The 23,455-nt window shown below is 71.4% G+C and carries 19 protein-coding genes and 2 pseudogenes; 14 read left to right on the top strand and 7 right to left on the bottom strand.

From position 1 onward, the window contains the following. The first annotated feature begins 185 nt into the window (after positions 1-185). The 4 genes and pseudogenes from ACZ7H1_RS08215 (at position 186) to ACZ7H1_RS08200 (ending at position 2,411) form a co-directional block, all read left to right on the top strand. A complete protein-coding gene (locus ACZ7H1_RS08215) occupies positions 186-347 on the top strand; it encodes a hypothetical protein (protein WP_470784746.1) in 162 nt (53 codons plus the stop codon). A gap of 293 nt (positions 348-640) precedes the next feature. Beyond that, positions 641-1,252, top strand: coding sequence for a hypothetical protein (locus ACZ7H1_RS08210; protein WP_470784744.1), 612 nt, complete (start codon positions 641-643; stop codon positions 1,250-1,252). A 48-nt stretch (positions 1,253-1,300) separates the two neighbouring features. Further along, positions 1,301-1,930 (top strand): hypothetical protein, encoded by a 630-nt coding sequence (locus tag ACZ7H1_RS08205; protein WP_470784743.1) that lies wholly within the window; start codon positions 1,301-1,303, stop codon positions 1,928-1,930. 75 nt (positions 1,931-2,005) lie between these two features. Continuing rightward, positions 2,006-2,411: pseudogene (locus tag ACZ7H1_RS08200) on the top strand (hypothetical protein). Between the two features lie 36 nt (positions 2,412-2,447). Here the strand turns inward: ACZ7H1_RS08200 and ACZ7H1_RS08195 are convergent. The 3 genes from ACZ7H1_RS08195 to ACZ7H1_RS08185 are packed head-to-tail and all read right to left on the bottom strand — an operon-like array spanning position 2,448 to position 5,612. Further along, complete coding sequence (locus tag ACZ7H1_RS08195; RefSeq protein WP_470784742.1) at positions 2,448-3,488, bottom strand: vWA domain-containing protein; 1,041 nt, start codon at positions 3,486-3,488, stop codon at positions 2,448-2,450. Positions 3,489-3,526: 38 nt separating this feature from the next. After that, positions 3,527-4,648, bottom strand: coding sequence for an RNA ligase family protein (locus ACZ7H1_RS08190; RefSeq protein WP_470784741.1), 1,122 nt, complete (start codon positions 4,646-4,648; stop codon positions 3,527-3,529). Beyond that, on the bottom strand, positions 4,641-5,612 hold the full coding sequence (locus ACZ7H1_RS08185) for an MBL fold metallo-hydrolase (RefSeq protein WP_470784740.1): 972 nt from the start codon (positions 5,610-5,612) through the stop codon (positions 4,641-4,643). The genes ACZ7H1_RS08190 and ACZ7H1_RS08185 overlap by 8 nt, the downstream gene beginning before the upstream one ends. Before the next feature lie 236 nt (positions 5,613-5,848). On the opposite strand from ACZ7H1_RS08185, the gene ACZ7H1_RS08180 reads away from it, so the two are divergent. From ACZ7H1_RS08180 to ACZ7H1_RS08170, 3 genes are all read left to right on the top strand, one after another. Further along, a complete protein-coding gene (locus ACZ7H1_RS08180; protein WP_470784738.1) occupies positions 5,849-6,637 on the top strand; it encodes a GNAT family N-acetyltransferase in 789 nt (262 codons plus the stop codon). Positions 6,638-6,768: 131 nt separating this feature from the next. Beyond that, complete coding sequence (locus ACZ7H1_RS08175; protein ID WP_470784736.1) at positions 6,769-7,869, top strand: LLM class flavin-dependent oxidoreductase; 1,101 nt, start codon at positions 6,769-6,771, stop codon at positions 7,867-7,869. Next, positions 7,866-8,525 (top strand): CE1759 family FMN reductase, encoded by a 660-nt coding sequence (locus ACZ7H1_RS08170; protein WP_470784735.1) that lies wholly within the window; start codon positions 7,866-7,868, stop codon positions 8,523-8,525. The genes ACZ7H1_RS08175 and ACZ7H1_RS08170 overlap by 4 nt, the downstream gene beginning before the upstream one ends. A gap of 102 nt (positions 8,526-8,627) precedes the next feature. On the opposite strand, the gene ACZ7H1_RS08165 is transcribed toward ACZ7H1_RS08170, so the two are convergent. Continuing rightward, positions 8,628-9,590: a tellurite resistance/C4-dicarboxylate transporter family protein gene (locus ACZ7H1_RS08165; protein WP_470784734.1), complete on the bottom strand. Its 963-nt coding sequence runs from the start codon at positions 9,588-9,590 to the stop codon at positions 8,628-8,630. Between the two features lie 342 nt (positions 9,591-9,932). Between ACZ7H1_RS08165 and ACZ7H1_RS08160 the strand changes: the two genes are divergently transcribed. From ACZ7H1_RS08160 to ACZ7H1_RS08150, 3 genes are all read left to right on the top strand, one after another. Beyond that, entirely contained in the window at positions 9,933-10,772 is an 840-nt protein-coding gene (locus tag ACZ7H1_RS08160) for an endonuclease/exonuclease/phosphatase family protein (RefSeq protein ID WP_470784733.1), read from the top strand. Positions 10,773-10,857: 85 nt separating this feature from the next. Next, positions 10,858-14,490, top strand: coding sequence for a CHAT domain-containing protein (locus tag ACZ7H1_RS08155; RefSeq protein ID WP_470784732.1), 3,633 nt, complete (start codon positions 10,858-10,860; stop codon positions 14,488-14,490). Positions 14,491-14,692: 202 nt separating this feature from the next. Next, positions 14,693-16,108, top strand: coding sequence for a M1 family metallopeptidase (locus tag ACZ7H1_RS08150; protein ID WP_470784731.1), 1,416 nt, complete (start codon positions 14,693-14,695; stop codon positions 16,106-16,108). Between the two features lie 43 nt (positions 16,109-16,151). On the opposite strand, the gene ACZ7H1_RS08145 is transcribed toward ACZ7H1_RS08150, so the two are convergent. Beyond that, the gene (locus ACZ7H1_RS08145; protein WP_470784730.1) at positions 16,152-17,507 is read right to left on the bottom strand and encodes a YhgE/Pip family protein; all 1,356 of its coding nucleotides are present in this window, start codon (positions 17,505-17,507) and stop codon (positions 16,152-16,154) included. 133 nt (positions 17,508-17,640) lie between these two features. Here ACZ7H1_RS08145 and ACZ7H1_RS08140 point away from each other — a divergent pair, with 133 nt between their 5' ends. Beyond that, complete coding sequence (locus tag ACZ7H1_RS08140) at positions 17,641-18,312, top strand: MerR family transcriptional regulator (protein WP_470784728.1); 672 nt, start codon at positions 17,641-17,643, stop codon at positions 18,310-18,312. A 239-nt stretch (positions 18,313-18,551) separates the two neighbouring features. Next, positions 18,552-18,869, top strand: a complete 318-nt coding sequence (locus ACZ7H1_RS08135; RefSeq protein ID WP_470784727.1) for a hypothetical protein — start codon at positions 18,552-18,554, stop codon at positions 18,867-18,869. A gap of 251 nt (positions 18,870-19,120) precedes the next feature. On the opposite strand, the gene ACZ7H1_RS08130 is transcribed toward ACZ7H1_RS08135, so the two are convergent. Then, the gene (locus ACZ7H1_RS08130) at positions 19,121-19,831 is read right to left on the bottom strand and encodes a DUF4232 domain-containing protein (RefSeq protein WP_470784725.1); all 711 of its coding nucleotides are present in this window, start codon (positions 19,829-19,831) and stop codon (positions 19,121-19,123) included. 293 nt (positions 19,832-20,124) lie between these two features. On the opposite strand from ACZ7H1_RS08130, the gene ACZ7H1_RS08125 reads away from it, so the two are divergent. Continuing rightward, complete coding sequence (locus ACZ7H1_RS08125; protein ID WP_470784724.1) at positions 20,125-20,667, top strand: hypothetical protein; 543 nt, start codon at positions 20,125-20,127, stop codon at positions 20,665-20,667. Positions 20,668-20,740: 73 nt separating this feature from the next. Here ACZ7H1_RS08125 and ACZ7H1_RS08120 read toward each other — a convergent pair whose 3' ends face one another. Further along, positions 20,741-22,453: a M4 family metallopeptidase gene (locus ACZ7H1_RS08120; protein ID WP_470784723.1), complete on the bottom strand. Its 1,713-nt coding sequence runs from the start codon at positions 22,451-22,453 to the stop codon at positions 20,741-20,743. Positions 22,454-22,808: 355 nt separating this feature from the next. On the opposite strand from ACZ7H1_RS08120, the pseudogene ACZ7H1_RS08115 reads away from it, so the two are divergent. Then, positions 22,809-23,455, top strand: a pseudogene (locus ACZ7H1_RS08115) (hypothetical protein); the annotation flags it as partial.

Genomic DNA, 23,455 nt, shown 5'->3' with positions numbered 1-23,455 from the left:
CTCTCGTGCCGACCCGGAGGTTTACGACCCGGGATCTTGCTTTCCCGGCTTTCGCGGGAGCGCTTCCGTGCCTGCTCAGAGGGGGTTAGCGCGCGGGGGACGTGGTGTCGTTTCACGCTTGTAAGAGTTACGCCCGCATCGGGTGCTCGGTGCCGGTCATCGTCCGAGGGCAGGAGAGGTTGGACATGAGCGAGAGCGATGGAATGGCGGGGGCGAAGAATACCGAGACAGAGCTCGTCGCGCACGTGGAGGGGCGGCAGGGCACCTGCTGCCTCTGCGGCGGCCCCACCACAGACACCGCCGCCGCCTACGCGATGTGCGCACGGTGCAGCAGCGAGAGCGAGTAAGAATCCACTAGGCCGAACTGGCAGGACGGGCAGAAGGGGGCCGGCTGCTGCACCAGTGGCCGGCCCCCGGCCGGTGGGGCCAGGGGCGGGTTGGGCCCTCAGGTGTTCCCTCGCCTCCCCCACGCGGGGGAGGAGGCCAGGACCAGCGGGGGACGCGAGGCCGCGAGCGGCGGGGTGAGCATGGCGGTACCGGAACTCCCCGGTGAAAGGAAGACCGCGATGAGCCCCCACCGCCCCCAGCCCCTCCTCGACGTGCCGCGCCGCATCAAGTGGGCGGCGTACGCCATTCCCTTGTGCGCTCTCCCCCGGGGCTGTGGCGCATCGCGCTCGTCACCGGCTGGCCCGACTGGTACCCCGGGCACGACTGGCTGCCCGGGGAACGGCCGTACGTCCTCTCGCTCTCTCTGGTCGCCGAGTGCCTGGCGCTGCTCACCCTCGGGCTCGTCCGCCCCTGGGGCGAACGGCTGCCCGCCTGGGTTCCCTTCTTCGGCGGCCGTGTGCTGTCAGTCCGCGCGGTCGTCGTCCCGGCCTCCATCGGCGCCTTGCTGGCTACAGCCCTGGCCGCGTACGCCACCCTGAACTACCTGTTCCGCTTCGTTCCCCCGCTGAACGACACCGGCGAGGCATTCCCCACCAGCGGCCCCGGGGCATGGGCCATGTGGGCCTGCTACGCCCCGGTCCTCGCCTGGGGGCCGCTGCTGGCGGTGGTCACACGGGCCTACCACCTGCGCCGTACCCGTGGCGGGGCCCTTGCCTTTCGAGTGGGGCCGGATCGGACTGCTCGCGCCGTGACGAGCTGCGGGCCACGGCAGCCGGTCCCCGCAGCGGTGCGAGCCCCGGCTCCCGCGCCCAGCGCCGCCGCGGCCCCTGCCCACATGTCTGAGCAAGTACCCCTCTGCAGGTGAGTACGCGTACTCACCTGCAGGGGCACGGCTTGATCGGAGACTTGGCGCATGAGACGAACCCCTGCCCTGACCAGCATGCTTGCCGGCTCCCCGCGCCGCCCGCGGCTCACGCTCGCGATGACTGCGTTTGCCGCTCTGACGCTCGCCGCCTGCGGAACCGGGCAGACGAGCGCCGACGGACCGCACAGCAAGCCTGCTGACACTGCAGAGTTCCGGTCCGGCGCGTCTTTCGACGAGATGCTGGACAGGATCGCGCGGTCGTGTCCCCCGAGCGCCCCGGCAGAGGGGCCGCCGACCGGTCCGGTGTACGCCCTGCCGCCCGGTGCGGTGGAGGTACCGCCGGACGTCGAGCCCATCGCCCCCACGGCGGGCCCGGAAGCGGAGTTGAACGCCCGCGACTGGTGTGCCGGCTCCCTGCACGAAGAGCGCATCGCCCGGGCGCTCCGGGATCTGGTGGACCCCACCCCCGCCAAGGTCAGGACGGTCCTGAACGACCTGGGCTACGTCGACGAGCGCATCCACGACCTCAAGCAGTCCGGTGCGACCGCGCGGTTCCTCCTCGACCTGCGTGACAAGGGCGGACGGCTCTGCCTGGACGGCTCGGCGGCCGGCGAGAACACCGTCGTCGACAAGTGCGTAGCCCCCGTGTCCGGCCCGTTCAAGCCTGGAGAGCGGTAGCAGTGAAGGCCCGGCGAGTTGACGGTGTCGAACCCGCGCGCGCGGCGGACCGTCTTTGCTCGCCGCCGCCCACCGGTGGATCTGAGTGCCGCACTCAAGGTGATCGACTCCCGGCTCAAGGCCGTCTACGACGGCAGAACCGAGGGCGACCCCGAACAGCGGCTGCTGACGGACCAGTTCACCGCCTTTGTGAGCCCCAGGGAGGCCCGCGATCTGCTGGACGGTGCGTGCACGATCATCTTCATACAGGAGCATTCGCCCCGAGGCCATCCCCACCATGGCGGGCCTTGTCATCGCGGCCGGTACCGGCCTGAGCCCCGATCTCCGGCGCAAGCAGCACGGGGACTGGACCGAGGGCGCGATGGACCCCCTGGAAGCCACTGCCTTCCTGCTCGCGGACCACATCAACCGGCTCACCGACGACCGCGACTACGCCACCCGCCTGATCACCGAGGCTCTGGCGGGCGCGGACCACGAGTGACGCCCGGCGTCGCGCACGCGCAAGTTCAGTACGGCGTCAGATCATAAACAGCAGCCGCGTGTTCGGGACGAGCTTCCGGTTCACGCTGGTGCTCTGCACGAAGATCGTGAAATCGTCGTTGTGGTCCGGCTTGACGCGGACTTCACTGTCGGGCAGGCCGAGGAGGGCCCGGGCCTCCGGCCCCGAGTAGACCCGGTCGGTCTTCTTTTCCAGCACCGCGATCTGCTTCCGCGCCTGGACCTTCTCCGACTTGCTCAGCTGATAGAACGCACAACCGGTACGGTAGGTGTGCCCGCATTCGGTGATCCAGTCACGGATCGCCGCTTCACGAGCCACCGGAATGAGCTCGTATTCCGACGGATTCACCGGGGTGAGGCCGGCCGCCTTGATGGTGTCCTTGTTTACCGCATCGGCGCCCGTGGAGAACACCGCCCGCGATCCCCGGATGCCCTTCGTGCGGCCCACCATGAACTTTTCGGTCGCCTCCTGGATGACCTGCCCGGCCTCCTCCAGGCCCTGGGTGCTCGTGGCGTCCCAGACGGCGATGTTGTCCTTCGGGAAACCGCACTGCATGGCCTCGCGCTTGCCGACCTGGTCCGGCACGAGGACGGCCAGTGTCCAGTTGTCCTCCTGCGTCTCGATCATCTTGGTGACGGCCTGCACCAGTTCACGCGGATCCCTGCTGGGGGCGTCCGCGCAGCGGTGACTTGCGTTCTCCTGCCCGTCGGTCAGTACGAACGTCAGGAAGCTGTGGTCGCCGTACAGTTGGGCCGTCTGCGCCAGTTCCCGCTGCGACTTCAGTGTGGCCGCCAGAAGAGCCGTCATTCCACCGACGCGGTACAGCTGCTTCAAGGACGGCATCCGCAGCACGTCCTTGTCGTAAATGACGCACTCCACCGCGTTCGAGAAGACGTAGACGGTGACGCGGGTTTCCTGGTCCAGTTCCTGCGATCGACGGGCCAGATAGGCAATCTGCTGGTCGGCGACCTCGACGACCTTGCCGTTCAGATGCGACATGGATGAACTGGCATCCAGCACGAGAGCAACGTGATTGATGTAATTCTGGTTTCCGGACATGACCGCTCCCCTGTTGGCGACTCGATGCTCCTACCTTCTCACCCACCACTGACAATCGATCTTGGCTGCCAAGCTGCACGTACAGGCGCGCGGCGGTCGGCCGCGTCGAAACGGGCGAGCGCCAGCGCCCCGTCCCGTACGGCCCGTTCCAGGGACTGCGCCACGCCGTCATCGAGGCCGCCGAGGGCTTCGGCCACCTCCTCGACCGCGTCCCGGACGATTTCGGCGGCCACCTCTTCGACCGGGGCGCGCGGCCCCAGTTTGCTGACGGCGGCGGCCGCACGGGCCGGGGTCAGGAGCGCGGTGACCTGGCCGAGGAGCCAGCCGGGCACGCCGGCGGCGCCGGCTGCGGGCACCTGGTAGGGCCGCGAGCCGTCGAAGCGTCCGTCCTCGGCGAATGCGGGCTGCTTGAACTTGGCAACCGGGCGTGGGCCCGTGCCGGCACCGAGCGCGCCGGCCGCGGCCACCACGGTGCCGGGCGTCCTGCCGGGCGCGGCTCCTTCGGCGGACCACCACGGCCCCGCCGGTTTGACGACGAGGCCCTCGGCGAGGTTGCCGGGCAGCGCAGGCAGTCCCAGCAGGTCCGGTACCCGGGTCGTGAACACCGGGTCCCGTTCCCGCACCTGGGCGAGGGTGCCGTGGGCGATGACGGGGGCACAGTGCAGGCCCGCGGCGCCCGCGGCCCCGCGCAGGGCCCGGTCGCCGACCCACAGGACACCGCCGTCGATGCCGAGCACGGCGTCGAACGGCAGCCAGTGCAGTCCCGGCGCGTACCAGACGCCGGTCTGCACGGGTTCCGTCCCCGGCGCGGGCGGCACGTCGGGGTGCGGGTAGCGCCCGCCCGCGAGTTCACCGAAGACCGTGACCGGCGCAGAGGCGTGCGCGCCGTGGTCGCGCCGCAGTGCGGCGGCGCAGCGCTCCGCGGCGACGGCCAGGGCGGGCCAGATCCTTCCTACGCCGAAGAAGGCGTCGAGGCCGCTCTCGCCGAGCAGTTCACGGCGCTTGGCCGGGCGCGCCCCTTCGCCGTCGCACACGACGGCGAAGTTCGCGCCGTGGATCTTCTCCAGCGCCACCCATGCGCGGGCCCGCGCCTCGCCGAGCCGGGCACGGGAGGGGATCTTCGGGTACGGCGCCCAGTGGCCGTCGGGCACGTCAGTCACGCGTACCGCCGCTCTGGTGCTGTTCGGGCAGTCGGCTCTCGGGGTGCACCCAGAGCAGCACGTTGGCGGGGTGCACGTCGGCGAAGAAGTCGAGGACCTCCTGGTCCGAGTGGCGCAGGCTGAAATGGGTGAGGACGAACAGGGTGTCCGGATGGGCCTCGACGACCGGCCTCAGCCGGCTCCAGACGGTGTGGCCCACCCGGTTGGCCCGTTCGGCCTCGGCGTCGTCGAGGTAGGTGCACTCGGTGACGATCACCGGGTATTCGAAGAGCCACGGGTTGTCGTCGAAGACGCTGACGTGGGTGTCACCGAGGAAGGCGAACAGGGGCTTGCGTACCTCGCCTTCGACCTCGGCGCCCTCCTTGCGGCGCTCGGCCACGATCCGGCCGAACTCGCTGCCCCGGCCCGCTTCGGCCAGGGTGCGGCGCAGTTGCTCGTACTCGGGCAGCAGGGCCTTGCGGCACTCGGAGAACGCGTACCCGACGCACGGCACCTTGTGCGCGCACTCCACCACCCGCACATGGTGCCCCCGGCGCCCGAAGGTGAACTCGTCGCCGCCGCGCACCCCGTGGAGCCTGCACTTCGCGGCCAGGGCCGGGTCGTAGGCCGCGCCGTGGTTCAGTTCGGCCGAGGCCCTCAGGAAGGTCTCCACGTACGGGACCGCCGCGGCGGGCAGGTGGACGTCGACCCCGGCCGGCCTGGCCGCGAGGTAGTCGAGGTCCTTGGAGTGGTCGTGGTGCGTGTGGGTGAGGAAGACGGTTTCCGGCTGGTGGCCCTCCGCCAGTCCGGCGTCGAGTGCGCAGCGGAGTTCGGGGACGTGGAAGAACGTTTTGTCGTTGGCGCGCGAGTATCCGGTGAGGGTGAGCCCGGTTCCGGGTATGCGCCAGGTCTTCCACTGCCGGAACGGGTGGCCCTGTTCCAGCCGCCCTGGGTGGGCAGGCGTCCGCGGGGGGACCTGCGTCATCGGTGCCTCCGTCGGATGCGTGATGGGGTGGGGTGAGTGAGGGGGGTGAGGCGCGTGGTCGGGTGAGGGCAGTGATCGTAGCGGGCCGCCCCGACGGAAGGCCTGCGGATTTTCCGGGTCCGGACGCGTCGGCGCGAGGCCCCCGTCCTGCCGGTCGCTCCCCGGGCGGGCCTACGTCCCCGGTGTACGCGGTGGCCCCGCTCCGGGGTGAGCAGGGGGCACCGTAGGCTGGACGGGTGACCCTCCGAAGCCTGCACGACCGAAGCGCATTGGCCGACCGTTTCCGGCGGAATCCGTCGTTGCACCTGATGGAACTCGGCGACCTCGACGACCTGTTGTGGCCCCACACCAGTTGGTACACGGTCTCCGAGGACGGTCCGGTCGCGCTGCTGTACGTGGTCGGCGACATGCCGACCCTGCTCGGCTTCACGGTTCCCGAGCAGGCAGAGCAGCTCGAGGAGCTCGCCGAGGCGCTGCAACCCGTACTTCCCCGGCGTTTCTTCGGGCACTTGACCGGAGCGGCGCACAAGGTGCTGGCGTCGGCGTACGACGTGCGTCCGCACGGCACGCTGCTGCGGATGGCGCTCACCGACCCGGGCCGTGCCGCGGCGCACGCGGACGGCACGTGGCGGCCGTCCCCGCTGGGGCGCGCCGACCTGCCGGAGTTGCTGGAGCTGTTCGAGCAGGCGTACCCGGGCAACTGGTTCGACCGGCGGATGCTCGACACCGGACAGTACGTGGGGGCCCGGCAGGACGGCCGGCTGGTCGCGGTCGCGGGCGTGCACGTCTATTCGGCCGTCTACCGGGTCGCCGCGATCGGGAACGTCACCACGCACCCCGCGGTGCGCGGACGCGGTGCGGGCGGGGCATGCGTCGCCGCTCTGTGCCGGCGGCTGGGGAGCACCGTGGACCACATCGGGCTGAACGTCCGGGCGGACAACGCCACGGCCATCGGTCTCTACCGCAGGCTCGGCTTCACCGAGGTCGCCGACTTCACCGAGGCCACGTACACCGCGCTGCCGTAGGCGCCGGCCCGCGCCCAGCCCAGCCCAGCCCAGTCCGGCCCGGCCCTCTCCGCGCCCCATCGGGAATACCTCGGACGAGGCCCTCGTTCCCCCGTGTAGTTGAATCGTCAATCACCCTGGGAAGGGGAGTCATGCAGTTCGGGATCTTCACCGTCGGTGACGTCACGACCGATCCGACGACCGGACGCACGCCCGGCGAGCACGAGCGGATCAAGGCGATGCTCGCCATCGCGCAGAAGGCCGAGGAGGTGGGCCTCGACGTCTTCGCCACCGGCGAGCACCACAACCCGCCGTTCGTCCCCTCCTCGCCGACGACGATGCTGGGCTACATCGCCGCGCGCACCGAGAACCTGATCCTGTCCACGTCGACGACGCTGATCACCACGAACGACCCGGTGAAGATCGCCGAGGACTTCGCGATGCTCCAGCACGTCGCGGACGGCCGCGTCGACGTCATGATGGGCCGCGGCAACACCGGCCCGGTCTATCCCTGGTTCGGCAAGGACATCCGGGACGGCATCGACCTCGCCATCGAGAACTACGCGCTGCTGCGCCGTCTGTGGGACGAGGACGTCGTCACCTGGAAGGGCAAGTTCCGCACGCCGCTGCAGTCCTTCACCTCGACCCCGCGCCCCCTGGACGGCGTCGCACCCTTCGTGTGGCACGGCTCCATCCGCTCGCCGGAGATCGCCGAGCAGGCCGCGTACTACGGCGACGGCTTCTTCCACAACAACATCTTCTGGCCGGCCTCCCACACCGAGCAGATGGTGAACCTCTACCGGCAGCGCTACGCCCACTACGGGCACGGCACCCCCGAGCAGGCCATCGTCGGGCTCGGCGGCCAGGTGTTCATGCGCAAGAACTCGCAGGACGCGGTGCGCGAATTCCGCCCGTACTTCGACAATGCGCCGGTGTACGGCCACGGCCCGTCCCTGGAGGAGTTCACCTCCCAGACCCCGCTGACCGTCGGCTCGCCGCAGCAGGTCATCGAGCGGACCCTGTCCTTCCGGGACTACGCGGGCGACTACCAGCGCCAGCTGTTCCTGATGGACCACGCGGGCCTGCCCCTGAAGACCGTCCTGGAGCAGCTCGACCTGCTCGGCGAAGAGGTCGTGCCGGTGCTGCGCAAGGAGTTCGCGAACCTGCGCCCGGCCGGCGTGCCGGACGCGCCGACGCACCCGGTCCGCGTGGCGGCGGACCGGGAAACACCGAAGGAGAAGACGCAGGCATGAAGCTCATCGTCGTATCGGCGGGCCTGAGTTCGCCCTCCTCGACGCGGCTGCTCGCCGACCGGCTCGCGGCCGCGACGGCGGGGCACGTGGACGCCGAGCCCGAAGTGATCGAACTGCGCGGCCTGGCGACGGAGATCGCCCAGCACTTCGTCACCGGGTTCCCGCCCGCCCGACTGGCCGCCGCGCTCGACGCGGTGGCAGCCGCGGACGGCCTGATCGCCGTAACGCCGGTGTTCGCGGGCTCGTACAGCGGCCTGTTCAAGTCGTTCTTCGACGTCATCGACAAGGACGCCCTCACCGGGAAGCCGGTCCTCCTCGGCGCGACCGGCGGCACGGCCCGGCACTCCCTGGTCACCGAGCACGCCCTGCGCCCGTTGTTCACGTACCTGCGCGCCCTCGTCCTGCCCACCGCCGTCTACGCGGCCTCGGAGGACTGGGGCGAGGAGGGGCTGGCGCAGCGGATCGCCCGTGCGGGCGCCGAGCTGGCGCGCTTCATGGCTCCCGCACCCGCCACTCGGGATGTCGCCCCGGACGTCGACACCGCGGCCGCGATCGCACCCCGCTCGCTGACGGGGGCGATCACGTCGGTGGACCCGGCGGACGGCTTCGGGGTGGTGCCGTTCGAACGGCGGCTGGCCGCGCTGCGGGCCGAGTAACCGCGGCCGGACCGGGAGCGGACCGTAACCGAGTGGCTACCGTTCAGTGGCGGGGAGGGCGCGTTCCCACTGCTCCGTGCCCGGCGGCACCGGAGCCGCGCCCTATGCCCTTGGGGTGGAAGTCTGCTCGGTGCGACGTCGGCGTACGGACAGCGCCAGTCCTCCGGCCGTGACCAGCCAGAGGCCGAGAGCGATCCACAGCAGCACCAGGCCGGTGGAGTGCAGCCAGTCGACGCCGGCGGTGTCGGCCGTGGACAGGCAGGCCACGGCGGTCATCCCGAGAGGGAAGACGGTGGCCCAGCGGCGGATGTCGTACGCCGGGCGCGGCCAGCGGGCCTCGGCAGTGAGGAGGACGACGTACCAGGCGAGGTCGAGCACGATCAGGGTCAGGGTCAGCCCCCGCAGCGCAGCGTGCCCGCCTCCCGTCCACAGCGGCAGGGCGAAGAGCCTGGACCCGGCCAGCGCCGAGATCGCCAGCGCACCGCCCGCGATCCACTGGTCGCCCCCGCCCTCGCGGATCTGCCGGAAGTCGAAGCGGAGCAGCGCCTCGGCGTAGAGGAGCAGCCCCAGGGCGAACGCGGCGAGGGCGGTGTTCCCGAGCCAGGCGGCGTCCTCGGCGAGGGAGAGGGTCGCGGCGAGTACGGCGAGGCCCTGCGTGGCCACGCACACGAGGAAGGCCGAGCCGGGCATGCGGCGGTGCCAGCTGCGGACCACGGTGTAGAGCAGCACCGGCCAGATGAGGGCGGCCACCGCGAGCAGCGCGTACGCGAGGCCCGTCCAGCCGTGCTGGGAGCAGCGCACGCCCACCACGGTGGTGGCGGCCACGGCCGTCAGCGCCGGCGGCGTGTCGGCTTCGGAGCGCCAGCGCTGCCGGTTGCCGAACAGGCGGACGAGGAACTCGCCCGCCAGCAGCACCCATCCCAGTCCCGACAGCGCGAACAGCGCGAGGGAGGGGACCTCGTACCCGGTCAGATGGAGTCCGATGGAGAGGATGCAGGTGGCCATGACGGCGGCGCCCGCGGCGGGCGGCAGCTCGGTCCACCACGGGCCGGGACGGTCGCGCATCCTCCCAGCGGAACCCACCGCACCGGGCTCCGCCACCCGAGCCCCGGCCGTTACCCGGCCTTTGCCCACACGTGCGAGTGGCCGGTTCTCGCGGTGACGGGCCGGTGGGGGCTGTGCACGGTGAGGAAGCGGATCTCGAGGGCGGACTGCAAGTAGCCCATTCGGCGCTCCCAGGAGGCCCGTGTGCGGGGAAGGGCCAAGCGCGCGTCGAGCTCGGCCGGAGACGGTCCGGATGCCTGACAGCGAAGGCCAAGCCCTGATCTCACCCGCCGCACATGCCGTCCCATAACCTTGTGCATGAGACGTGAGATGTAGTGGGCGGGTATCCACTTCGAGGAGGCGATGGTGCTCGGTAGAGGCACGCGTGTGCTCGCGGGCGCCGTGATCGTGGCCTGCACGGTGCTCGTCGGCCCCAGCGCACCGAGCGCTGGCCCCTCCGCCCGGTCACTGCCCGCCGATGCCGCCGGGGAGGTCGTACCGAACCGGGTCATGACGTGGAACATCTGCAACCCCTGCGGGGAAGGCAACGTCGACCGGGCAGCGGAGATCGCGACGTACGCGCCCCAGGTCATCGGCCTGCAAGAGGCGTGCGTGCGTGACGTCGAGAGGATCCGGCACTATCTCGAGCGCCTCTACGGGCTGGTCTACCACGTCGAGTACGGGACGGTCCTGCAGAACTGGGGCCGCTGCGGGGGAGTGCCGTGGAACCCGGGGGGCTTCGGCCAGGCGGTGCTCTCGGCGGCACCGATGACCGACCGCGTCACAGCGGAATACCCCGACGGCGGATCCGAAGACCGCGGGTACATGGCAGTGACGACCACGGTGGGCGGCCGGTCCGTCCGGGTCTTCAACACGCACCTTGCCCAACGCCGGCAAGAGGCAGTCCGGGCGGGCCAGGCCGGAGCACTCGCCGCAGTCGTCGCCCGGCACGACCGCGCGATCGTTCTCGGCGACTTCAACGCCGTGCCGGACACCTCCGAGCTCACCCGGATGTGGGCACTGGCCACGGATACGGACCCCCAGTGCCGGCCGTCGTCCACCGGCAACTGCAAGCCGACCACCGACTGGCAGAGCAAGTTCGACTACATCTTCCTGAGGGGCGTCCTCCCGCTCCGGCACCGTGTGAATCCGACACCTTACTCGGACCACCACCTGGTGCACGCCGACCTGGACACCACGTAAGCGGGCAATCCGGCCCGCTCGGCGGGTGAGCGCATCATGGCAACACCCGCCCTCCCCACAGGATGTGGCACTACCATCACATGATGTGAGCAGATGGGGAGGCTCGGGACGCGCGAAATCGCGCGAGGCGGTCAGGGCGTTGCTGCAGAGGATCAACGACACACGCGACCCGACTCCGGCTCTGGAACCGCGGGCGGTGCGCGACGCGCGGAGGCTCGCCCGCGCGAGCGAGCACGAAAGCGACCTGGAGCCGCAGTACTTGCTGGGCTGGTTCCACTGGTTCCGCTGTCAGGCGCTGCCCGCCGGTGCAGGGCAGGCGGATCTGGATGCCGCTGTCGAGGCGCTGACGTTCTGCTTCGTGGTCGGCATGGAGGACCTGCCCGATCCGCTGCTGCCCCGCCTTGCGACCTCGGCAGTGCCGTACGCCCTGCTGGCACTCCACGAGTCGAGTACCTCGCCCCGGCGGGAACTGGTCCGGAACACCGTGGAACTGTGGGAGCGCATCGTGCGCGCCACCCCGCCCCACGCCCCTATTCACGCACGCCGTCTGACCAATCTGGGAGCTGCGCTCAAGCTGAGGTTCGAGCTCGACGGCGCAGCGGGAGATCTCGACGACGCGATCGGCCACCTGCGGGAGGCGGTGCGGAGCGCTCCCGCCGCCGATCCGGAACGCACGGTGGCGTTGTCCAACCTGGGGGCCGCGCTGCAAGCCCGGTACGGACGGACCGGGGCCCCGGCCGACCTCGACGCTGCCGTCGGCCACCTGAGCGAAGCGGTACGAGCCACGCCCGCCGGCCAGGCCAACCGTACGACGATGCTGTCCAACCTGGCAGTGGCCCTGCGAAGCCGATACGAAAGGACGGGAGAGGCAGCCGACCTCGACGCCGCCATCGGCCCTCTGCTCGAGGCCATGCGTGCCACGCCGAGGGACGATGTGCAATGGGAGAGCCGGCTGTCCACCCTGGCCGCCGCGCTCCAGGACCGGTCCTCGCTGCCCGGCAGCTCGGCAGATCTGGACAGCGCCGTCGACATGCTGCACGAGGCCGTACGGACCACGACAGCCCTCCGCTCCGACGGCAGGATTCTCGCCGCCCTGGGCGGCGTGCTGTGGGCCCGGTTCGGACGAGGCGGCGCTCCGGCCGACCTCGACGCCACCGTCGAGGTGATGCAGCAGTCGCTGCGGGCCACTCCCGTCGGCCACCCCCAGCGCGGCCCCCGTCTGTCCAACCTGGGGGCGGCGTTACGGGCCAGGTTCGAGCGAACCGGCAACCTGACCGACCTGAACGGCGCCATCGGCACCATGCACGACGCGGTACGGTCCACACCGGCCGACCACACCGAGCGGGTTGGCTGCCTGTCCAACCTCGGCGACGCGCTGCGGGCCAGGTTCGAGAGAATGGGTGCGCTGACCGACCTCGACGGCGCCATCGACGTCCTGTACGAGGCGGCGCGGGCCGTCCCCTCCGGTTCCGAACGGGCCGGCTACTGCCTGTCGAACCTCGGCAGCGCACTGCGGGTCAGATTCGGCAGGACCGGTGCGACGGCCGATCTCGACGCCTCCGTCGACGCGGCACGCGATGCGGTGCGGGCCACCCCTCGCCGTCACCTCAACCGGGCCGTCCGCCTGTCCAACCTGGCCAGCGCCCTGCACGCCCGCTTCGAGTACGCAGGCGCTTCCACCGATCTGGACGAGGCCGTCGATGCGGGGCGCGAGGCGCTGTACACCACCCCCGGGGACCATCCCAACCGCGCGATGCACCTGTCCAATGCGGGCAACGTGCTGAGAGCCCGGTTCGAAGCGGGTCATGCCCTTGCCGATGCGAACGCCGCCGTCGACCACCTGCGAGAGGCGGTGCGCATCGTCCCCTCCGACCATCCCCACCGCACCCCCATGCTCTCCAGCCTGGCCAATGCCCTGCTCCTGCGGTTCGAGCACACCGGGGCGAAAGCGGACCTGTACGCGGCGGAACTTGCGTGGGCAGAGGCATCCGGGATCGAGAGCGCGGTGCCCTCGTACCGCATCCGCTCGGCATGGGCAGAGGCCGTCGTGCTGGCCGAGTCGGACGCCGGGCGGGTGGCGGAGGCGGCGGAGGCAGCGGAGAGGGCCGTACGGCTGCTGCCCCAGCTGACGCCGCTCCACCTGGAGCAGACCGATCAGCAGCACGTGCTCGGAGGCTTCGCGGGGCTGGTCGCCGACGCCGCCGCGCTGGCCCTCGCCTCGCCCCGGGGGACGGCGAGCGACCGGGCGGCCAGGGCGTTGCGGCTGCTCGAAGCAGGGCGCTCCATCCTGTTCGGTCAGGCGCTGGACGCCCGCAGCGATCTCACCGACCTGAGCAGGCACCACCCGCGGCTCGCCCGCCGGTTCGCCCAGCTCCGGGCCCGGCTCAACCATCTCCCGGACCCCTTCGGCGAAGGACCGTTCCACGGGGAGGGAGACCGGCACCGGCTCGCGGAAGACTTCAACGCAACGCTGGACGAGATCCGCCGTCTCGACGGCTTCGCCTCGTTCGCGCTGCCGCCCACCACCGCGGAACTCCTCGAGGAAGCCTCCCAGGGGCCGGTGGTCGTGTTCAACGTCAGCGACTACCGCAGCGACGCCCTGCTGCTCACGAGCGACGGCATTCACCACCGGGAGCTCCCTGACCTCGCGGCGGCCACGGTGCGGGAACGGGCCGACTCCTTCCGCCAAGCCCAGGACGCGGCCGCGGCCGGCGAGGACGAAGCGCAGCGGAGCCTGGCGCAGAGCGTCATGGTGGAGCACCTGGAGTGGCTCTGGGATGCCGTTGCCGGTCCCGTCCTGGCCGAACTCGACACACTGGCCGGCGCCTACCGCACGTACGGTGACGGGCATGTGCCCCGTGTCTGGTGGGCCCCCGGCGGGCTGCTCGGGTTGCTGCCCCTCCACGCAGCCGGCTACCACACGGAATCCGGCGCACCACAACCCCGTACGGTCATGGACCGGGTGATCTCCTCCTACACCCCCACCGTGCGCGCGCTGCGCCACGCTCGAGAGAACTCCTCCCGGATACGGGCAGAACGTCAGCGCTCCGAACGCGCCTTGATCGTCTGCATGCCCACCACGCCCGGCCTCCCCGACGACGGCCTCCTGGAATTCGCCGCGGCCGAAGCGGCCATGCTCCTTGACCGCCTGCCGCACGCCGTGCTGCTGCAAGAGCCCGAGCCCTCCTCGTCCCCTCCGGCGACCGCGGACACACCGACCAAGGCGAACGTGCTGATGTACCTCTCCGAGTGCGAGTTCGTGCACTTCGCATGCCACGGCGACACCGACGCCTCCGACCCGTCGAAGAGCAGGATGCTGCTCCACGACCACGCCGACGACCCGTTCACCGTCGCCAGCCTGGCTCCCCTCGCCCTGGACCACGCCCAACTGGCCTTCCTTTCCGCCTGCCGCACCGCGGCCATCGACCGAACCGAGCTGCTCGATGAAGCCATCCACCTCACCTCCGCCTTCCAGCTCGCGGGGTTTCCCCATGTGATCGGCACGCTGTGGGAGATCGACGACGAGATCGCCGTCAGCACGGCTGACGCCTTCTACGCCGCATTGAAGACGACGACCGGAACCATGGACCCGAACCGATCTGCAGATGCCCTGCACCGGGCCGTACGCGCAGTGCGTGACGGGCAGGACCTGCCTGCTGGAAGAGACCGGACGAAAACGCCGCTCCTCTGGGCGGCCTACCTCCACGCGGGAGCGTGACCGCGGCGACCGTACCGGTCGACCTCGAAGGCCTGACCGGCACCCTCGGCAGCATCGGGCTCGCCGGCACGCTCTGACGCCCGTTCCCTCAACTCGGCTCCACACGCGCCGTGTTGGGGTCGTGCGGGGCTATGGGCAAGGCCGTTTCGGTCCCGTAGCGTCGGTGCGCGCATGCCGATCACCACGACTGCGGGGGCAGATCATGAGACGGACCGGGTACGGAATCGCGGCCATGGCGCTCGCGGCGCTCTTGGGGGTGACCGGGCTCGGCGCCCCGGCCTCCGCAGACGCCGGGAGCGGTACCGAGCGCGCGGCCGGGAGCGGTACCGAGCGCGCGGCGCCCTCCCGGCCCGCGTACCGCGTCGCCTTGCGCGCGGACGCCACCGGCACCCGCTGGACCGGCCGCGAGACGGTGACCTTCGGCAACCGGTCCGGCAAGCCGCTGCGCGAGGTCTACGTCCGCCTGTGGGGCAACGCCACCGACGGCTGCGGCACGCCGCAGGCGCCCTCCCCGGTCCGGATCAGCCGGGTGACCGGAGGCGTGCACGGTGCCTCGTCGGTCGGGTGCAGCGCGGTGCGGATCAAGCTGCCCGTCCCGCTGCGGCCCGGGGGCCGGGCCACGGTCGGCTTCGACGTCTCGATCACCGTCCCCGACCGGATGCACCGCTTCGGGCGGGACGGTGCCCACCGCTACCTCGGCAACGCCCTCCCGGTGCTGGCCGTCCGGGACGCGCGGGGCTGGCACCTGGACCCCCAGCTCGACCGGGGCGAGAGCTACTACGCGCTGGCCTCCGACTTCCGGGTCACCCTCGACCACCCGGCCGCGCTGAAGGTCCCGGCCACCGGCGTCACCACCACCCGGCCGGGCACCCGCGGCCGCACCGTCACCACCAGCGTCGCCCGCCAGGTGCGGGACTTCGCGTGGGCGGCGGGCCCGTTCCGCAGCGGTGTCGCGACCTCGCCGGGCGGCGTCAAGGTGCGCTCCTACTGGACGGCCGGCACCCCGGACGCCTGGGTGTCGGCCGCCCGCGCCGAAGCGGTCCGCGGCATCGACGAGCTCGGCAGACGGTTCGGCCGCTATCCCTACGGCGAGATCGACGCGATCATCAGTGACGGGTTCGCGCCCATCGGCAGCATGGAGTTCCCCGGTCTGGTCCTGGTCTGGCCGGACGAGACCGGCGGCGGAATGCTGCACGAGCTGGCCCACCAGTGGTGGTACGGCATCGTCGGCAACGACCAGTACGCCTCGCCGTGGCTGGACGAGGCGTTCGCCACCTACGCCGCCGCCCTCCTCGTCGGAGACAACGGCGAATCGTGCGCGGAGTCCGTCGTCTGGGAGGACGACACCCAGGCGGTCACCAACTCCATGGGCTACTGGGCGGCCTACGGCCGCGGCTGGACCCGTTTCGTCTACGTCAACGGCGCGTGCGCGCTGCACGACCTGGAGAGGGTCCTGGGCGGCCCGGCGATGGCCGCCGTGCTGAAGCGCTACGTACGCGACCACTGGTACGGCGTCTCGACGACCACCGCCTTCCAGCGTGCGGCGCAGGCGGCGACGCCCACCGACCTCACGTCGTTCTGGCGCGAGCACCGCATTCGCACGGGAACGGGCTCGTGACGCGGACCCGCGCGAAACGCTCCTGACGGGAGGCCCGGTGGTCTCAGGCCGTGGCGGTCGCTGCGGCCTCGGGGGATTCCGGGGCCTCGGGGGTCTCGTCGAGGGCCGTGGTCGCGGCTTCGGCCTCAGGGCGGGGGATGCGGTGCAGCCCCCTGCGGTCGTAGAGGCGGGCGACGGCGAAGCCGAAGAGCAGCGCGGCGACCAGGGCGACACCCATCGCCGTCCACGCCCGGGTCAGGCCCGCGTCGGCCTGGGCTCCGTAGTAGAGCAGGGAGCGCAGCCCCTCGGTGATCTGGCGCAGCGGCTCGAACTCGGCGAGGGCGCGGAAGAATCCGGGCAGCGCCTGGACGGGCACGGTGGCGCCGGAGGAGGGGACGGCCATCGCGATGAAGACGATGGTGGCCATCAGCATGCCGGGGGTGCCGAAGGCGGCGAACAGGGCCAGGCTGCCGATGCCGACGACCGCGATGGTGGCGACCGAGTAGAGCCACAGCAGGCCGAGGTGGGAGGCGTCCATGTCGAGGATGCCGACCGTGGCGACCTCGACCAGGGTGCCCATGACCAGCGACAGGCCGAGCATGAGCGCCGTGCCGATGGCCAGGGTGCGGACGCGGCTGGTGTGCTGGACGGGTTCGCGCTTGCGGAAGGGGCCGAAATCGGTGTGCACGTAGCCGAGCGCGGTGTCGACCTGGGAATTGACCACGTTGGCGCCGAGCATGCCGCAGACGACCAGGACCAGCGCGTAGTAGAAGGCGCTCAGGCCCATGGCGCTGCGGGAGCCCACGGGGTGGCCGTCGGCGACGTTCACGGTCACCGGGTCGGCCAGCTGGAGCTGGGCTGCCGTCGGGAGCGGGGTCTTCCGGGAGCCTGCCTGCTTGAGGAGCTCCCGGCCGAGCTGGGCGGAGGCGGCGTGGGCGGCCTTCTGGGCGGCCTGGGAGGACATGGAGGAGCCGATGCTGCCGGCGGCCTGGTTGGTCAGCACGGTCAGGGTCGGCGGGGCGGCCTTGCCCCGGGGTGCGGGCTGCGGGGCGGTGAGCCCGGTCACCGTGGTGGAGAAGTCCTCGGGGATGACGAGGGCGCCGAAGACCTTGCCCTGGCCCAGCCGCTTGTCGGCCTCCTCGCGGCTCACGACCTGCCAGTCGATGCTCTTGTTGTCCTTGGCGGCCTTCTGGATCCCCGAGACGACCTGCTCGCCCAGGTTGATGCGGCGGCCGTTGGCGTCGGCGCCGCTGTCGGTGTTGACCAGGGCCACGGGCAGGTCGCGCAGGTTGCCCTTGGGGTTGACGTTGCCGCCGACGTAGAGCAGGGCGAACAGCATCGAGACCACTGCGGCGATCAGTCCCGTTCCGATCCACAGCTGGGGTCGGCGGAGCACGGAGGGGGGCGTGGGATGAGGCATCGATTCTCCGGTGCGGCTGCGTTTCCGTAGTTGGATACTTATGGTATCCAGCTACTGGATAGTGGCAGTATCTTGTTGTGGTGTCCAATCGCCGATGACGGATACCGGACCGCGTGACCAGCAGGGAAGCCGTATGAAGATCTCGGAGCTCAGCCGGCGGACCGGCGTGCCGGTCGCCAGCATCAAGTACTTCCTGCGGCAGGGCCTGATGCCGGCAGGGCGGGCGACCGCCGCGACCCTGGCCGAGTACGGCGAGGAGCACGCGCAGCGGCTGCGGCTGATCAAGGCACTGACCACGCTCGGCGGCCTGTCCATCGCCGCCACCCGTGACGTGCTCGGGGCCGTCGACCAGGCCCGCAGCTCCGAGGGCGCGCTCGGAGCGGTCAGCTACGCCCTGCCCGTGCCGGTGGCGGCACAGCCGGCGGCGGGCGACGAGGAGGAAGCCGGGGCCGACGCGACCGCCGGGGCCGAGGTGGCGGAGCTGCTCGCGGCCCTGGACTGGCAGGCGCCCGGCACGTCACCGCACGTGAAGGGGCTGACGGCGGCGCTCAAGGAGCTGCGGCGGCTGGACGCGCAGTACGCCCCGGGCGAGCTCGCCGCCTACGCGAGGCTGGCCGAGTCGGTGGCCCGGCTGGACCTCGAGCGCGCGGCCGGCCTCGACGACCCGGTGGCTCTGGCCGAGCGGGCGGTCATCGTCTTCGCGATCTGCGCCCCGGTCTTCGAGCTGCTGCGGCGCCTCGCCCAGGAGGACCAGGTCCGGCGCCGGGTCGCGGGCGGCAGCGCCGAGCCCGGAGCGCCCCGGTAGCACTCACGCGTGTCCGGCCGCCGGCCGCGTGGCCTGACCCGGTCGGGCGTTCGAGACTTCGGGCGTTCCTGCCGATGTCAGGTCGAGGCCGTCCGTAAACGGTTGGCCCTCATCCTGTGCGCGGTGGCAGGGTCCACGGAGCCGTTCCGCCTGCCGGAGGAGCCAACTGACCGCGCTCGACCCGTCGGAGAGGCAGCAGCAGTGACCGTCACCGCGTCGTACGGCCCACGGTGGCCGGCTTGTCCGCGGTCGCGCCGTCCAGACTGCCCGCCGCCGGTGACGCGATCTCCGCGAAGATCGGCCAGTGGAGGGAACGCTGGGGGCAGATCACGCACCGGCCGATCCCGTTCGCCCCCGTGGTCGACGGCGACGTTCTGCCGGCCACCCCCTGGCAGGCGCTGGCCGAAGGCGCCGGCCGGGACGTCGAGCTCCTCGCCGGCCACGTCCGCGACGAGCACCGGCTGTTCAGCCTCATCGACGGCGTGCTCGGTCAGGTGACGCAGGAGCAGGCCGACACCGCCCTGCGCATCCTCGCCCCGGGCCCGGACGGCCGCTGATCGGCGACCCCCCTTCCCCGGAGGCGGAAACACTGTCCGCGCAGATCCGCGCCGCGTGGACGGCGTTCGCCGCCCACGGCGACCCGGGCCGGCCTGCGTACGACGCCGAGCGGCGCCTCGTACAGCTCTTCGACAGGCAACCGACCGTCACCGTCTATCCGGAGGAGGCCTCCCGGCTCCTGTGGCAGAACCACACCTTCCCGGCACTCCCGCTGGTCGGCCGGTGAGCATCGCTGCCCGCACGCGGGCGGTCAGTGGGCGAACAGCGGTGACACGGCGGCCTCCGAGCTGACGTTCCAGTACGTCACGCGGGCCTTGTCGTCCACGTACACGCCGCCCTTCGGCATCTCCAGGAGCACACCCTCGCCCGTGCTGTCGTCGGGGCTCTGACCGTGCGGCGCGAGCGCCATGTCCTTCACGAGCGTGCTGACTTCTTTGTTGCTCTGGCGCAGGAGCAGACCGGCGTACGCCTCCTTGCCGGGGGCGAGGGTCACCTCCGTCTGCGGCTTGGATTTCTTGAAGACGCCCACGAGCCGGCCCTGGCCGTCTTCCAGCCGGAGTACCGGGTGGGTCCGCAGCTTGCACGGCTTGGTGCTGGTGTTGGTGACGGTCAGCAGGAGCTTCGTGTCGTCCTTGGTGGGTGGCACGGCCCACTCCACCTTGACTTCGGTGTATTCGCCGGGGCAGTTGCCGTCGATGCCCGTGGGGTCGCCCTCGGCCTCGCCCGGACGGCCGGGCGCGGAGGAGGCCGCGGAGGGCTTGGCGGCGGACGGCGCGGAGGCCGAGGGGGCTGCCGGTGCGGATGCGGAGCCGGAAGGCGCTGCGGAAGGGGAGGTGGCGGACTTCGGCGGCGTGCCGCCGGCCTTGTCGTCGCTCGGCGCGCAGGCCGTGGCGGCCAGCAGCGCGGCGAGGCCAAGGGCGCCGAGCGTCCGGGCGTGGGTGGTCTTGCGGAAAGTGCGCATCACGAGCCCCCGTGGCGTGCTGACGTGCTGGGATTGGTCTGGACAGGATGCCCGCCGTGCCGTCGGATTCACGCGCCCCGCAACGACCGTTACAGCTCTTGCATGCGGTGGTGACGGTTCCGTGGTGAAGGGCGGTGTCAGGCCGGCGGACGACGGGGGCAGGGCCGAACGGGACCCGGACACGCGTGCGGCCCGCCGCCGGTCGGGCGTGAGCGGGATGAACTGCTCCCGGGCGTGGAAGGAGCCTGCCAGGATTGCGAGCAGCCGCTGTACCTCGCTGCAAGGAGGACGAGTTGACGGATCTCGATGCCCAGGGGGCCAAGCTACCGCCGACCTACCCGCCGAAGACGCCGCCGCCGCAGAAGAAGCCGGTCGAGGCCCCGCGGCCCCAGCCGGCGGCGAAGCCCGTGAAGGAGGTGGCGGCACGGCAGCCGCGCGTGATCGTGCGGAACCGGCGCACGGCTGCGCTCACGTTCCGGTCCGACGAGTGGGCGGCGAAGAAGGCTGCCCGTCAAACCCTGGAGACCGTACGCGGTTGGGGATATCCGGCACTGGACGAGAGCGACCTCGAAGCGGCCGTGCTGCGGTTGGTGACGGCCGCTGTGGCGGACGGCGGGAAGCGGCTCAGCGTGCACCTCGGCGACCAGGACGAGAAGGTTCTCGTCGCCGTGCTCAGCCATGTGGCCGGGACGCCGGACGATGCCGTGCTCGGCGAGGTCGCGGTGCTGGCCACGGTCGACTCGGTCGGGACGGACACGGGGCCGGACGGACGGCGGCTGTGGGCCGTCCTGAACACCGCGCCGCGGCGCCGGCGGGCCGGGAAGACAGCGGCCTGAAAGCCGGGAAGACCGCTGCCCGCCTCCCCAGGGCCGGCCGTTGCCCGTCCCGGGCCCGGTCCGCCCGCGTCGCTCAGGCGGTGGCGATGCCCACCTTCTGGTACGCCTGGTCGATCGCCGCGTGCGCGGCGGCCCGCAGCGCAGCGTCCCCGGAGAGGTACGTGCTGGTGACGTCCCGCAGCGCCCGGTGGATGTCCGTGAATCCCGAATCCTTCAGCAGTCGCACCATGGCGAGATAGATCAGCAGTGCCCACTCTTCGACCTTGAGGACCGGCCCGCCGGCCGAGTCGACCGAGGTGAGCAAGTGGAACATCGCCTTGTTGTGGATGTTGCTGTTGGTGTGGACCCCGCCGTTGTCGCGCGTCGTGTGCAGGTAGTCGCGCATGTGGTCGGGATCGCCGGTCCGGGTGGGATCGCTCAGGTCGCGCAGCGGCAGACCGTTGCCGCCCAGCCCGGCCCCGAGCTCCCAGTTCCAGGTGCCCACGTCGTTGCGGTCCGACGCCTCGTACCAGTTGGCGATGATGATGCCCATCGTATCCGCCAGCGACTCGTTCAGGGCGCCGGACTGGTCCTCGTAGATCAGGTCGCTGGAGGTTTCGATCACCCCGTGGGTCATCTCGTGTGCGATGACGGTGAGATAGCGCGCCAGGCTGACCAGCCGTGCCCCGTCGGACACCTGGCCGTACCACATCCGCTTGTTGAACCATACGGCGTTGAACCACTCCGGCCCCGGGCCGTGCAAGCGGTACGTGCAGTTGACCAGGGAGACCAGGTCCATATCGGCGTCGTCGATGCCGTTCCGGTGGAGCTGGTCGCGGTAGAACTTCTCCACCCTCTCGGCGTTGACGTGCGCCGAGACCCCCGCGCGGTGGCCGGTGCCGAAGTCCGCCTGCGGCGAGCCGATCGCCGAGGTCGGCAGCCGGGCGGTGTCGATGTCGGCGAAGCGCAGGTCGTAGGTGGCGATCTGGCGCCACTTGTTGTGGAGGAGGAAGGAGCCGTCCTGCCGGCTGCCCTGGAACTGGTGACGGGCACTGACCTCGTCCTCGCCCTCCAGCCGGGTGGGCACGACGATCGTGGGAGCCATCCCGTACGACTTGAGGATCTCGCCGGAGTACGCGTCGACGAGGTACCCGGTGATCGGGAAGGCGTCACGCGGCGAAGCACCGAGGCCATGGCCGCGCTGGCCTTCCTCGCGGCGGTTCTCCGGCAGTTGGGCCGGAACTTCGCGCAGGTGCCAGGCCAGGTGCCATCGGCCGTCCCGGTTGACGTACGCCAAGGTCGCCGGCGGCAGCTCCTCGGCGCTGACCGTGCTCCCGGTCGCCGTCTTGACGCGCTCCAGGGCCTCCCTGCCCGACAGTTCCGGCACGGAGCCGACGCCCGTCACCTCGCCGAGCTTGCCGTCCATCGAGACCAACCGCTGGTTCTCGTCGATCTCGACCAGCACCTCGGCGCCGAACACGGGGATGTCCCTTTGTGTCTGCTCGAAGCGGACCAGAGTGGTGCCCGTGCCGGCCTGGTGGCGCTCCGTGCTCAGGGCGAGATCGGGCACCCGGTCGGGCCGGTCCTCGCGAACTGCCTCACGCAGCGCCGGGGCCTGCTCCTGAGCGAGCTTCTCGGCCAGGTAGAACCGTGCGGCGGACTCGGCCGAGTTGAAGGCCCGGCGCCCAGCGCCCTCCGGGTCGCCCACCCCGCGCACGGACTCGGGCCCTCGGGGCACGCCCTCCGCCAGCGGGTCGTCGGTGAAGTGATAGCGGAATGTTTCCAGTTGTGACATGGCTGTCCACACGACCCCTCATTGCGTCCCCCTCATCACGCCCCCTCGGTGCGTCGTCCTCGCGCATGCTGCCCCGCCCCTTCGTCGCGCGCGTCGTGCGCGCCCCCTTCAAACGTCACACCAGGTGACACCGGCGGCAACCGGACGGCTCGCACCGACGTGCACCCGTAGGACACCCGTATCGGACACCCGTATTCGCTTCAACTGTGCGAGGTTCAACGGCATCCCCTTACGCCCCGGGATGCGCGGACGCAACCGCAGGACGAGGATGGAGGGGTCGGGAGCCCGTTCTCGGAGCAGCGTGCCCGGCCGTTCGCCGGGCGTGTGGCCGTCGGCCCCCGGGCTTCCGGGTCAACGGAGGATCGAGATGCCCGTGCTCTTCTTCGACATCGGGGCGACCCTGGCGGATGCCCGCTTCGAGGCCGACGACTCGCTGACGCTCCTGCCCCGGCCGCGGGTCATGGCCGTGCTCGACTCTCTTGGTGAGGTCCCCAAGGGCATCATCTCCAACCCCGGAACCCACGAAGGCGCCGCCGCGGTGGCCGCGGCGGCTCTGCACGCGGCCTTTCCCGGCCGTTTCACGGACGACGGTCTCGTGCACTGGGGTCCGAAGAACAGCCGGAGGCTCTTCGACGAGGCGATCGCGAGCGCGGCGGGCGTGCAGTCCGCGGCGCCCGGCGAATGCGTCTTCGTGGGCGAGGACCCACAGGAGCGCGCGTTCGCCCGGGAAGCGGGGATGCGTACCGCGGCCCACCCCGTGTTCGTCCTCGCGGCCGTGGAGAACCGTCCCGTCTTCTGGGCGCGCATCGGGCTGCCGGAAGGCCGGGAACTGCCCGACCTGGCGGTGGTCGCGGACGAGGCCGAGGTCGTTCCGGTGCACGTCGCCTCCGAGCGGCTCGGGGGGGGGGGGGGGGGGAGGAAGGGGGGGGGGGGGGGGGGGCGAAGGCGGGGGGGGGGGGGGGGGGGGGGGGGGGGGGGGGGGGGGGGGGGGGTTTCTTTCTCCTCGCCACCTAC

The sequence above is a fragment of the Streptomyces sp. NPDC037401 genome, from assembly GCF_055602345.1.
Note: the sequence above shows the minus strand (reverse complement) of the source record. Positions and strands in the feature narration are given on the sequence as shown.